At 70.5% G+C, this 12,161-nt stretch carries 11 protein-coding genes; 4 read left to right on the forward strand and 7 right to left on the reverse strand.

Features of this window, described 5'->3' with window-relative positions; all coding sequences use genetic code 11:
* Nucleotides 1–148: 148 nt before the first annotated feature.
* Nucleotides 149–973 (forward strand): aldo/keto reductase, encoded by an 825-nt coding sequence (locus tag UA75_RS21680; protein ID WP_075741830.1) that lies wholly within the window; start codon nucleotides 149–151, stop codon nucleotides 971–973.
* 140 nt (nucleotides 974–1,113) lie between these two features.
* Here the strand turns inward: UA75_RS21680 and UA75_RS21685 are convergent, their stop codons facing one another.
* Entirely contained in the window at nucleotides 1,114–1,863 is a 750-nt protein-coding gene (locus UA75_RS21685; RefSeq protein ID WP_232237357.1) for a M50 family metallopeptidase, read from the reverse strand.
* 781 nt (nucleotides 1,864–2,644) lie between these two features.
* On the opposite strand from UA75_RS21685, the gene UA75_RS21690 reads away from it, so the two are divergent.
* A complete protein-coding gene (locus UA75_RS21690; RefSeq protein WP_075741831.1) occupies nucleotides 2,645–3,895 on the forward strand; it encodes a glycosyltransferase in 1,251 nt (416 codons plus the stop codon).
* A gap of 166 nt (nucleotides 3,896–4,061) precedes the next feature.
* Here UA75_RS21690 and UA75_RS21695 read toward each other — a convergent pair whose 3' ends face one another.
* A complete protein-coding gene (locus UA75_RS21695; protein ID WP_075741832.1) occupies nucleotides 4,062–4,907 on the reverse strand; it encodes a TetR/AcrR family transcriptional regulator in 846 nt (281 codons plus the stop codon).
* 280 nt (nucleotides 4,908–5,187) lie between these two features.
* On the opposite strand from UA75_RS21695, the gene UA75_RS21700 reads away from it, so the two are divergent.
* Entirely contained in the window at nucleotides 5,188–5,805 is a 618-nt protein-coding gene (locus UA75_RS21700) for an ABC transporter ATP-binding protein (RefSeq protein ID WP_075741833.1), read from the forward strand.
* The gene (locus tag UA75_RS21705; RefSeq protein WP_075741834.1) at nucleotides 5,802–7,304 is read left to right on the forward strand and encodes a DUF6297 family protein; all 1,503 of its coding nucleotides are present in this window, start codon (nucleotides 5,802–5,804) and stop codon (nucleotides 7,302–7,304) included. The genes UA75_RS21700 and UA75_RS21705 overlap by 4 nt, the downstream gene beginning before the upstream one ends.
* Nucleotides 7,305–7,671: 367 nt before the next feature.
* Here the strand turns inward: UA75_RS21705 and UA75_RS21710 are convergent, their stop codons facing one another.
* From UA75_RS21710 to UA75_RS21730, 5 genes are all read right to left on the reverse strand, one after another.
* Nucleotides 7,672–8,025, reverse strand: a complete 354-nt coding sequence (locus UA75_RS21710) for a DUF3817 domain-containing protein (RefSeq protein WP_257787483.1) — start codon at nucleotides 8,023–8,025, stop codon at nucleotides 7,672–7,674.
* Nucleotides 8,026–8,033: 8 nt separating this feature from the next.
* Entirely contained in the window at nucleotides 8,034–8,636 is a 603-nt protein-coding gene (locus UA75_RS21715) for a hypothetical protein (protein ID WP_075741836.1), read from the reverse strand.
* A 159-nt stretch (nucleotides 8,637–8,795) separates the two neighbouring features.
* Complete coding sequence (locus tag UA75_RS21720; protein ID WP_075741837.1) at nucleotides 8,796–10,115, reverse strand: SAM-dependent methyltransferase; 1,320 nt, start codon at nucleotides 10,113–10,115, stop codon at nucleotides 8,796–8,798.
* Complete coding sequence (locus tag UA75_RS21725; RefSeq protein WP_232237358.1) at nucleotides 10,115–10,885, reverse strand: DUF1365 domain-containing protein; 771 nt, start codon at nucleotides 10,883–10,885, stop codon at nucleotides 10,115–10,117. Before UA75_RS21725 ends, UA75_RS21720 begins: the two co-directional genes overlap by 1 nt.
* Nucleotides 10,882–12,156, reverse strand: coding sequence for an NAD(P)/FAD-dependent oxidoreductase (locus UA75_RS21730; RefSeq protein ID WP_075741838.1), 1,275 nt, complete (start codon nucleotides 12,154–12,156; stop codon nucleotides 10,882–10,884). Before UA75_RS21730 ends, UA75_RS21725 begins: the two co-directional genes overlap by 4 nt.
* Between the last annotated feature and the right edge of the window lie 5 nt (nucleotides 12,157–12,161).

Genomic DNA, 12,161 nt, shown 5'->3' on the forward strand with positions numbered 1-12,161 from the left:
TGCGAGTCCAGGCACGGGCCGCCGTCATTCGGCCGGGCGGGCGGCGGCCAGTGCTGGGAGACTGGTCGGCGGCAGCCGAGCCCGACGTCCTTCGACCGGCGCGGCAGGCTCGGCTCGCACCGTCTTCGAGCCAGGAGGTCGACAGACCATGCCGCAGGTTCCCTCCATCGCACTGAACAACGGAGTGCAGATCCCGCAGCTGGGTTTCGGCGTCTTCCAGATCCCCGACGCCGAGACCGAGGCCGCGGTCACCGCCGCGCTGGCCGCGGGCTACCGCAGCATCGACACCGCCGCCGTCTACGGCAACGAGGCGGCGGTGGGTCGGGCGCTGCGCGCCTCGGGCCTGCCGAGGGAGGACGTCTTCGTCACGACCAAGCTCTGGAACGACGACCACGGCTATGCCAGCGCGCTGCGCGCCTTCGACGAGAGCATCGAGAAGCTGGGTCTGGACTACGTCGACCTGTACCTCATCCACTGGCCGCAGCCCAAGCGCGGGCACTACGTCGACACCTGGCGGGCGTTCGAGAAGCTGCTCGACGAGGAACGGGCCCGTGCCGTCGGCGTCTCCAACTTCCACGTCCCGTACCTCGAACGACTCCTCGACTCCAGCGCGGTGGTGCCCGCGATCAATCAGATCGAACTGCACCCCAACCTGGTGCAGGCGGAACTGCGCCGGTTCGACGCGAGCCACAACATCATCACCGAGGCCTGGAGCCCGCTGGCCCAGGGCGGCCTGCTGACCGACCCGACGATCACCGCGTTGGCCGAGAAGCACGGCAAGACCCCGGCCCAGGTCGTGCTGCGGTGGCACATCCAGCTCGGCAACGTCGTGATCCCCAAGTCCGTGACCCCGTCCCGGATCGCGGAGAACATCGACGTCTTCGACTTCGCCCTCACCGAGGACGACATGGCGGCGGTTACCGGGCTGAACTCGGATACCAGGATCGGCATGAACCCCGACGACTTCGGCTGACCTCGGGCTCGCCTCGATCACCAGACGGCCTCCGTCGCCTCGCCGCGACGGAGGCCGTCCGTGATGACGGGGCGCCCTCAGGCCGGCCCGCTGAGTGCGGAGGCGGCGGGAGCCCGCGCCCGCCCCGCCGCGCAGGCGGCTCAGCTCGGCGAGGAGAGCAGCATCAGGCCGCCGAAGGCCAGCGAGCCGATCGCGACGAGGAAGAAGACGACGGTCCACAGCAGGGCCGAGCCGCCCGCCAGGCGGGCGAGCTGGTCCGGGTCGGAGTCCCTCGGACCGGGCCCCCGGCGCAGCACGCGGAGTTCCAGCACCGGGCGCACACCGCCGAACAGCAGGAACCAGCTGAAGGCGTAGCCGAACGCCACCTGGACCGATTCGGGGGCGAACCAGGAGACGCAGAAGACCAGGGCACCGGTCAGCACCAGTGAGACCACGCCGAAGAGGTTGCGAATGAGCAGCAGCATCGCCGCGAGCAGCCCGACCGTCACCCAGAGCAGCACGACGTGACGCTGCGAGACCATGGCGGCTGCGGCGGCCAGCCCCAGCAACGGGGAGGCGAGGTATCCTGCAAGGACGGTGAACACCATCCCAGGACCGTTCCGACGTCCCCGCGAGACCGTGACACCCGAGGTGTCGGAGTGCAGCCGGATGCTCATGAGCCTGCGGCCGGTGATCAACGCCACGAGGGCATGGCCGCCCTCGTGCACGATCGTCACCACGTTGCGGGTCACCCGCCATAATCGCCGCTGGGCCACCAGCACCAAGGCGAGCAGGCCCGTTCCCAGCACCAGCGTCAGCTCAGAGCTCAGCGGTGCCTCGACCAGTTCCCGCCACTCGATGTCCAGCGTGCCCACCTCCGGGTCGACTCGAAATCCTCGGTTGTCCGTCACCCATCAGACACGACTGCCTGCCGGACCCGACGAGCCGCCCCGACGGGCGTCTGAGGATATCGCCGTGCGGGTGGTCGCGAAGATCGCCCGGGCGGCCTTGGGCTGACATCCAGGCCTCGGGGCCGCGAACGACGAATGAACCCGTCGGGCAAGCCCTGAGACGACCCTGGTTTCACCCCGAAAACATCACTTCACAATTGAACCGTCGGCCAGGGTGTGTCACCGTTTCGACAACGACGGCGGAGCGGGCGCCGCCCAGGCGTGGTCCGCACCGGCAGCGCGAGCAGGAAGAGTCTTGGAGACATGTTCGAACCAGCAAGCCGACGATCGGCGAGCACGCTCCGCTCGGCACCTGTGCGATCCGCCGTGCAGCTCGGCTCGGTATCCATGCCTTCGATCGACGTCCTCCGCCGGACATCTCGACGATCGATCGACAAGCTCTCGCGGGTGACGTCAGGCATCACCCGTCGGCTCGGCACGATCGCCGAACACAGACGCAGTGGAATAGCAAGTCCGACTCGCCCGTTTCGACGGGAGTCGGCCTGGCCGGCATCCGACATGAGAAGCTCTGCTGCTCCCTGAGGGTGACGAACGGGACACTCCGACCAGCCGTCGGGAAAGGTTCCCGCCAGACCTCGGCGCCCCGTATTTTGGGTTGTCCACATCCACTGGATCAGTGTTCCTGCATGGAAGGATCAGAAAGATTTCCCCGCTCCTGAGGCGCGCAGGCACGAGACGAAGCAGATTTCGCCTTCGACGACGAGCACTGCACTTTCCGCCGATGATCCCGGCGCAGGTCGGCACGCACGACTCCGGTCATCGGTCCCGGCAGTTGCGCGTGCTGCACTTCAGCGACACCTACCTGCCGCGACGTGACGGAATCGTCACCTCGGTGCGCACGCTGATGTCGAGCCTCGCCGCCGCAGGACATCCCAGCATGCTGGTGGTGCCCCGGCACCCGAAGCAGGAGAACGAACCCGGCGTCCTACAGCTCGGCTCGATGCCCTGCGGCGTCGCGGGCCTGCGGCTCACCTGGCCGCGCAGCAGGCACGTCGCGCAGCTCGCCGAGTGGAAGCCGGACCTCGTCCACGTGCACACGCCGGGACCCATGGGACTGCTCGGCCTGTTCGTGGCGCGGTCGCTGAACCTGCCCATCGTGCACACTTACCACACCGACCTGCACGCCTACGTCGATGCGTATCGCATCCCGGCCATCGGCCTGCGGACGATGATGCGCCTCTACGCGCGCAGGCTCGGCACCCCGCCGCCAGAGGTCGAGGAGGACGTCGAACGACGCGGCGCGCTCATCGACGCCATCAACCAGCTGTTGCTGGGCGATGCCGACGCGATCGTCGCCCCCACCGCGGCGATCCTCGACCGGGCGAAGCTGACGACGCACAGCGACCGCCTCTTCGTCGCGCCCGCCGGGATCAATCTGCCCAGGACCGAGCCCAAGGCCGCCGAGGAGCTGCGGGCCGCGTGGGGCATCCCCCCCGACGCACCCGTGGCGTTGTTCGTCGGCCGGATCAACCGGGAGAAGGGCATCGGGCTGCTCGCCCCGGCCTTCGCCAAGGTGGTCGAGAAGCTGCCGTCGGCACGGCTCGTGCTCATCGGGGCCGTGTACGAGCGACGGTGGTTGACCAAGCTGCTCGCCGAGCACGGCATCACCGACAACACGATCATCCTCGGGCAGCAGCCGCCGGACGTCGTTGCGGCGGGCTATGCCGCCTCTCAGGTCTTCGCCTTCCCGTCCATGACGGACACGCAGGGCCTGGTGCTCCAGGAGGCGGCGCTGGCAGGCAGGCCGTCGGTGCTCTGTGACCCGGCGCTGCACGCCTCCGGCCCGCTGGGCGAGGACGCCGTGCTGGCCGAGAACACCCCGGAAGGCTTCGGCGCGGCGCTGCTGCGGCTGCTGGCGGACCCGGCGGCCACCGAACGGCTCGGCGAGGCAGCCCGGTCCCGGGTGCAGTCGCTGACCCCGAACCGCTATGCCGAGGCGATGCGGCAGATCTACGAGCACGCCCTGCGCTGAGAACGGGCCTGCCCCGCCCGGACGGGCGGGGCAGGCCGGTAGGCGGTCGGTCTGATCGCCTGCCGTAGGCAGGCCCGCGCCGCGCGCCGGCCCGACGACGCAGGCCCTGACACCGACTGACGGGCAGCACTCACCGGCAGCCGACCAGGGCTCTCGGCGGGTCAGATCACTCGTCGGCCTCGGATGCGCCGTCGCCGGGGGCGTGTCGTGGGTCCCCGACCACCGGTAGGGCTGCCTCCCGAACCGGCCCGGCCGCGTCCTCAATCGACAGGTCGTCCGCCGACGGCGCCGGGCGGGCGTCCTCATCGGCGGGCTGCCTCGGCCGGACCGTCGGCAGGCCGTCGGCGACATCGACGTCCGCAGGCGCGGTGTCCCGCGTGAGCAGCCCGTCGAAGAGCAGGTTCAGGTACTGCTCGGTCAACTCGGCGGCCGTCGTCCGCCCTCGGGGATTGAACCAGTGGGCGGCGTTCCACACGGCCTCGTGCGCGAGGCGGTACAGCACCGAGCCGTCCAGGTCCTTCCGGAAGGCACCGAGCTGTTGTCCCTCGCCGACCAGCGTCGTCCACTGCCGCTGCACCCAGCGGCGATGCCGATCGAGGTAGGCGAAGCGATCCACCCGGGCCAGGTGCCTCCGCTCCGCCTGGAAGACCGCGACGGCCTCCAGATGAGTGTCCAGGAGCGCGACATCGGCGCGCAGCAGCCCCGCGAGCACCTCCCGAGGATGACCACCCACGTCCAGCACCTGCTGATAGCCACCTCGCTGCGCCGCCAGCAGCCCGCGCAGCAGCTCGTCGGCCAGTGATTCCTTGGAGTCGAAATGGTGGTAGAGGCTCCCGGACAGGATGCCTGCCTCGTCGGCGATCTCCCGGACGCTGGTGGCGAGATAGCCCTGGGTCGCGAACAGGCGGGCGGCGATGCCGAGCAGCTCCTCACGACGCCGAGACGACCCGTCGGAACGCCGTCTGGGCGGGCCGCCCGACTGCCCGGCGACTCCCGGTCGCTTGCTGCTCACGCTCTGCCTTCCACGCTGCGATGGACGAACACCGACGATCACCACTATGCCCAAATCAAGATCACAAAGCCACCGGGCGACGGTCGGACGCGCGTCGGGAACGCGCCTGTCACGGCGTCGAAGACGCGCTTCGGCCCCGCCGGGGCCTGCTCGGGCGACCATGGGACCCTGCCCTGGTCTGCCGGGTCGAGAGTCGGACCCGTATCGGACGTCGAGGCAGGTCAGCCCTCAGCTCCAGTGATCGAGAATGGTGATCTCGATCAATGGCTAAGCTCGAAGCGTGCTTGAGGTAAGCAATCTCGTCCGCCGGTTCGGGACGAACACCATCCTGGACGGTGTCAGCTTCACGACCGCTCCCGGCAAGGCCACCGTGCTCGTCGGGGCCAACGGCGCGGGCAAGACGACTCTGCTGCGGTGTGTCGCCGGGGTCGATCACGCGGACGAGGGCGAGGTTCGCTGGGCGGGCCGCGAGATCCGCGAGAGCGATCCGCTGATCCGCGCGGCGATGGCGGTGGGGCTGGACGACGTCGACTTCTTCCCCGACGTCTCGGTGATCGAGCACCTCGACCTGCTGGCACGGGCGCACGGCGACGCGGAACCCGAGGCGATGCTCGACGACGTCCTCGACGAGCTGGGGCTAAGCCCCGTCGCCGACCGACTTCCCGGCGCGCTGTCCTCCGGCCAGCGGCGCAGGCTCGGCCTGGCCTCGTGCCTGGTCCGACCTCGGGAGCTGTTGGTCCTGGACGAGCCGGAACAACGGCTCGACGCCGAAGGGAAGCAGTGGCTCGCCGAACGCCTGCTCGCGGAGAAGGCCGCCGGGGTGGCCATCCTCCTCTCCTGCCACGACGCCGAGATGGCCTCGGCCGTGGCCGACGAACAGCTACAGGTGGCCCGGTGAGCACGATCTCGACAGCGGCGACCGCGCCACACCCGCCAGAACAGGCCCCCGTCTCCGCGCGGACCCTGCGGCAGCTGCTGCGGTCCCGACGGCGCAGACGCTCCTCGACGACGACGGTGGCGGGGCGGATCTACGAGGGTCTGCTGTACGCGGTGATCCCCGGCGGCCTCCTCGTGCAGACGGTCTTGGCGGCCTTGGACTGGTCGCAGGCCGCAGGCCCGCCCGCCGACCCGGCGGCGACCGGCTGGCTGGTCGTCGCCGCCGTCCTCGCCTGTCTCGGGCTGGCGCTGCGCGCGGCGGCCGAGCTGGGTCCGCTCTCGGCCTCCTCGACCAGCATGACCTGGCTCTTCTCCACTCCAGTCGACCGAGGCGCCCTGCTGTGGCGCAGGCTCGCGGCCTCGACGGCGGTGGCAGCGGCGCTGTCCCTGGTGGTGGTCTCCGGCGCGGCCCTGACCGTCGGGGTCGCCGATCTCGACCTGCTCTGGTCGGCCGTGCTCGGTGCAGCGATCGGCGTGACCGCCCTCAGTCGGGCCGCTGCGGCGCAGACGCACCGGGCAGGCCCGGCCGGGGTGGCCAGGATCGGCATCCTGACCGCCGCGCTCGGCGGTCTCCTCGCCACGCTGGCGGGCCTGTCCACGATGCTGGACGTGACGTTGCCCGCTCCCCCCGCGCTGCCCCTGGCGGCGCTCGCGGCGCCTGCCGCGCTCGCTGCGTCCTGGAGTCTCATCGCGGCACGTCGAACCGCAGGCCGGATCGATCGGGGCGCGCTGAACGAGGCGGCCGAGGTGACCGGGGCGGTGCGCCTGACCGTCGGCTGGCTGGACGTGTCGCTGTTCGCGGACCTGCTGGACCAGCGGCGCTGGCGGCGCAGGGCCACGGTCCGCAGCACCCTGCTGACGGGGCGGGGCGCATCGACACTGGTCCGCGCCGAGCTTCGACGAGTGCTTCGTCGCCGTTCGTCGATCGGCTGGTGGGCCGCGCTGGGAGTGCTGCCCTACGTGACGGCCGCCCTGCTCCCCTCGTTGTGGACGATGCCCGTCACGCTGATCATCGGATACCTGGCACTCGGCAGGCTCGCGAGCGGGTTGCGACTCACCGCGCGCAGCGCGGCGCTGCGACGCATGCTGCCGTTCTCCGACGTCACCATCCGCCTCACAGTGTTGGTGGTCCCCGCCTCTGCCGCGCTGCTGTGGGGGGCGGCCACCGCACCGGCCGTCGCTGGCACGTTCTGGGCCGGCACCGCGGCGACCATCGGACTGGTCTGCCTGGCCGGGCTGCTGCGCTCGGCGAAGCGCCCGCCGATCGATTACCACACCGGCGGGACGCTCGACCCGGTCAGCGGCGCCGTGCCCATGGGGCTGATCCTTCAGGTGGTGAGCGGGCCCGACGTGGTGCTCGTCGCCGCCGTGCTGTGGGCGGCGGGGGCGGCACTGCCCTGGTGCGCCCTGTTCGCCGCGACGGCGATCGCCTGGAGCCTGTGGCAGGACCGCCTCGGCTGAGCCGTCACACGATCGGCCGCAGGCCTGCCGATCCGGCCGCACGCCCTGCCCCGCCGGTCCGGCCTGGGACCGACCGTGACTCACCCGGCGCATCGGTGTCCCGGGTCCGTCACGGATCGCCGATCGGCGGGGCGGGGCGCAGCGGCCACGGCCTGCGACCTGCGACCTGCGCGGAGAACCGACCGGTGGGCGTCGGTGACCTCAGAGCCTGTCTTTGATCCCCCTGGAGTCGTGAGCGGTGATCAGCGTGGCTGAGCTGCCAGGCGGAGGAAGGAGGCATAACGAAAGTGATGTTGACTGACGACAACCCCGCAGATCGCCGCGCCTGCCCCGCGCAACTCCGAAAGTGGGGATCAAAGACAGGCTCTCAGATTCGGATGCCCGCGCGGACCTTGCGAGTCACGATGTGCTCGGCGACGAAGGAGAGGAACGGGACCGTGCCCGCCAACAGGGTGAGGATCGTCGCCTTGATCGACCACTTCGCCTTGAGCGCGAGATCGAAGCACAACAGCAGGTACACCATGTAGAGGAAGCCGTGCAGCGGTCCGATCAGCGCGACCAGGAACGGGTCACCGGCGATGTACCTGACGGGCATCGCGACCAGTACTAACGCCACCAGCATCACGCCGACCACGTAGGAGATCACCCGGTACCGCAGGAGGGTTCCGGAGGGCACCGTCTGGACGGGCGGGGTCGCCGCCGTCTCGGTCACGTCTGACACGTCATCTCCTAAGCCTGCCGCGCCCGCTCGGCGTCCGAGTCGGACAGCTCGGCGAGGTAGCCGTTGTACTGGGACAGTGCGTCGCCGGGCGTGCCGACCGCGCCGTCCGCCACCGTCTCACCCCGGGTCCGCAGCCGGTCGAGCTGGCGACGCCTGGCGGCCGCCCTGGCCGATTCCGGCGGGGCCACCGAGGGCGTAGGCCCGAGTGTCGACGCCGAGGGCGTAGGCCCGAGTGTCGGCACCGAGGGCGTAGGCCCGAGCGTCGGGGTCGAGGGCGTAGGCCCGAGCGGCCCCGAAGGCAGAGACTCGAGCACGGGAGCCGAGGACTGCGAAGGCGCCGTGCCGGGGTCCGGGGCGGCCGAGCCTGCCGTGTCGGGCTCGCGCCGCTGAGCGCTCTGCTCCAGCTCCAGACGAGTCCACCGCCACCACACATAACCGACGAACACGGCGATAGCGGGCCACAGTGCCGCGTAGCCGAGGTTCTGGCCGTCGCCGCCCACCGCCTGCGACCGTTCCCACTGCCACCAGCCGAGCCGAAGGCTGACGAGAATGACCAGCACGGTCACGACGTGCAGCAGGATCCACCGAGGCCGCAGCAGCTCCGAACGCACCCTGCGACGCTAGCACCAGCCGTCGTCGCGACCGCAGCCCGCATCGCCGCCCGGCCACGCCTCGGACACGGGCCGGAGCAGGACGATCACGCACCGCCGATCGAACAAGGCCGGGCGGCCGCCGGAGGATCGGCGGCCGCCCGGCGGAGCGACGGCGGATCAGCTCGGCTTGGCGATGGAGAACTGGGCGACGTCGAGATAGCCGACCCGGAAGCCCGCCTCCGAATAGGCCAGGTAGAACTCCCACATTCGGTGGAAGGTCTGATCGAAGCCGAGCGCCGCGACATCGGACCACCGGTCGAGGAACCGCTCTCGCCACCGCCGCAGCGTCTCGGCGTAGTCGGTGCCGAAGTAACGGGCCTCTCGCACGCGCAGGGCGGTATGCGTCCGCAGGTTCTCCTCGATCGCCTGCGTCGAGGGGATGAGCCCGCCGGGGAACACGTACTTGTGCACCCATCCGTAGCTGTGCCGGGTGGCCAGCATCCTGTCGTGCGGCATCACGATGGCCTGGAGGCCGAACCGGCCGCCCGGCCGCAGCAGTCGATCGACCGCCCGGAAGTAGTCCGGCCAATACCGCTCGCCGACGGCCTCGATCATCTCGACGCTGACCGCCGCGTCGTACTCGCCCTCGGCCTCGCGATAGTCCTGAAGCAGTACCCGAACCCGATCGGCCACCCCCTCGGCCGTGATGCGCTCCTCGGCCGCCCGACGCTGCTCCGCCGAGATGGTGAGTGAGGTCACCCGCGCACCGCGCTGCGCGGCGCGGACCGCCAGTGCTCCCCAGCCGGTGCCGATCTCCACCAGCTCGGTACCCGGCCCGACCCTGGCGTGATCGAGGACCGCGTCGATCTTTCGCAGCTGCGCACTCCGCAGGACCACCATCGGGTCGGCGTCGGGATGGGCGAACTCGGCCGCCGCCGACGTCTCGTCGAACAGGGCTGAGGAGTAGCTCATCGTCTCGTCGAGGAACGTCTCGAACAGCTCGTTGGACAGGTCGTAATGACGATGGATGTTCTCGCGAGCCCCCCGCAGGGTGTTGCGCTCCTCGACGGGCTGACCGCGCTCCACCCAGCGACGCAGGGTCTGCAGCCTCGGCGGGATCAGCACGGCGAGCCGTTCGGCGAACACCGTCAGCAGGTCGGCCAGCCGGTCCGACGTCCAGTCTCCGACGAGGTAGGCCTCGCCGAAGCCGATCTTGACGTCCACACCGAGGCGATGGAAGAACGCCCTGGGCCGGACGACTCGCATGACCGGGGCGTCGGGACCGCCGGTCCCCAGCCGTGTCCCGTCGGGCAGCTCGACCCGCAGCGCCAGGGAGCGGACCGCGCGACGGAACAGCAGCTCGGCGACTCGTGCTCGTAACGGCGACTCCGGCGCGACCGCCAGTCCCGGCCAGCTGCGCTCGTTCGGACGCGGCACCGCTCTGGCATGTGCATCGGCGACGAGGCGCCGAGGAGTCTCCTGTGGCGATGGACGCATCACTGCCCACCTTCCTCGGTGAGGTGCAGGCGTCTCGAGACCACCGGCACTCGACGAAGCCACAGCAGCACGCCGTGGCGACGGATCAACAGTGCAACCCACCTGGTGACCAGTGGTCGGGTCACCAGCATTCGGACCACTCCGACGATTGTCACGGGGCGACGGCCCGCCCGCAGTGTCGCCAGCAGCGGCGTTCGCCCGTCCTGGCGTACCGCGATGGTGAGACTCACTCTCGGCCCCGGGCCGCTGACCCGGAACAGGTAGCGGCCTCGAACCGGCAGGAACGGCGAGACGTAGAACTCCTTGTCCAGCTCGGCCCGGCCGGACTCGTCGGGCCGCAGCAGGTAGGCGTGGCGTCCGCCGTAGGTGTTGTGGACCTCGGCCACCACGCAGGCCAGTGACCCGTCCGAGCGGTAGCACCAGAAGACGCTGATCGGGTTGAAGACGTGACCGAGCACGCGGGCGCTCGCCAACATCAACACCCGGCCGCCCGCCAGGTCGACGCCCTTCTCGGCCAGCCAGGCGTCGAGGTTCGCCCTGATCGAGGCCTCGGGCGATCCGAGGTGGTCTCGCGCCTCGAAACGGGCGAAGGGCCGCAGCACGGCGGGCAGTCTCGGCAGGTCGTCGAGGTCGACCAGCCACAGATAGATCCGATGCCGGAAGGAGTGGCGCACCCGTTCTCGCCGATCGTGCCGGACCTCGGCCCAATACAACGCCGGAGCCACCTTGCCGGGGTCGCGACCGACCGGGATCAACCCGGCCGCCGTCACCAGCGGACTCCCAACGACGCGGCGGCGCGCACGCCGGAGGCGCAGCCGTCCTCGTGGAAGCCCCAGCCGTGGTAGGCGCCCGCGTAGGCGGTCCTGGCGTCGTCGAGCAGCGGCAGCTCCCGCTGCGCGGCGACCGACTCCGGCGTGTGGCTCGGATGCTGATAGACCATGCGCTCCAAGACCGAGGACTCCCGGATTCGATCCGTCGCGTTCAGCGTCACGACCGGCCGGATCGCCAGGTCGAGTCCCATCAGCCGGGTGAGGTCGTAGCTGACGAAGACCGCGTTCTGCGGTGCGTCGCAGGCAGGACTCAGGTAGTTCCAGGACGCCCTCGCGCCCCGCGCACGCGGCAGCAGGCTCGTGTCGGTGTGCAGCCACGTCTCGTTGACCGAGTAGCGGAAGGCGCCGAGGACGCGGCGTTCGGCGTCGGTCGGGTCCGTCAACAGCCGCAGGGCCTGGTCGGGGTGCGTCGCGATCACCATGCCGTCAAAGTGCTGCGGACGATCGTCCTCGGTACGCACCTGCACGCCGTCGGTGGTCCGCCGGACGCCGCGCACCGGAGTGGACGAGCGGACCGAGGCGAGGCCCTTCACGGCGCGCTCGACGTACTCCCTGGACCCGCCGACGACGGTCTTCCACTGGGGAGACCCGCCGATGCCGAGCATCCCGTGGTGGTGGAGGAACTCGAACAGGTAGCGCGCGGGATAGCGCCGGGCCAGCGCCGCGTCGACCGACCAGACCGCCGAGACCAGCGGCAGGATGAAATGCTGCACGAAGTAGCGGGTGTAGCGCCCCTCCTCGAGGAAGACGGACAGCGTCGTGCCGTCGGCCCTGGTGTCTTCCTTCGTGGCCGCCAGGACCCGCCTGGCGTGTCGATGGAATCGAGGGATCTCGGCGAGCATCCGCAGGTAACGGGGTCGCGCGAGGTTGTCCGGTCGGGCGAAGAGCCCGGCGGCGCCCTTGGCTCCGGCGTACTCCAGGCCGCAGCCCTCGCATCGGATGCTCATCGACATCTCGGTGTCCCTGGTCAGCACGCCCAATTCCCGGAACAACCGCAGCAGCGAGGGGTAGCTGCGGTCGTTGTGGACGAGGAAGCCGCTGTCCACGGCGGCCGTCGTGCCGTGCGCGTCGGCCAGGTCCCGCGTGTGCGCGTGGCCGCCGAGCCGGTCGTCGGACTCGAAGAGGGTGACGTCGTATCGCCGTTGCAGCAGGTAGGCAGCGGTCAGTCCCGCCACCCCGGCGCCGATCACGGCGATCTGACGGGGCGTCATCGGTC

This window comes from Actinoalloteichus sp. GBA129-24, assembly GCF_001941645.1.
In the GTDB taxonomy this organism is placed as follows: Bacteria; Actinomycetota; Actinomycetes; order Mycobacteriales; family Pseudonocardiaceae; genus Actinoalloteichus_A; species Actinoalloteichus_A fjordicus.

Coding starts and splice junctions, on each gene's coding strand:
- UA75_RS21680 (WP_075741830.1), top strand. CDS start 149: ATGCCGCAGGTTCCCTCCATCGCACTGAACAACGGAGTGCAGATCCCG.
- UA75_RS21690 (WP_075741831.1), top strand. CDS start 2,645: ATGATCCCGGCGCAGGTCGGCACGCACGACTCCGGTCATCGGTCCCGG.
- UA75_RS21720 (WP_075741837.1), bottom strand. CDS start 10,115: ATGCGTCCATCGCCACAGGAGACTCCTCGGCGCCTCGTCGCCGATGCA.
- UA75_RS21730 (WP_075741838.1), bottom strand. CDS start 12,156: ATGACGCCCCGTCAGATCGCCGTGATCGGCGCCGGGGTGGCGGGACTG.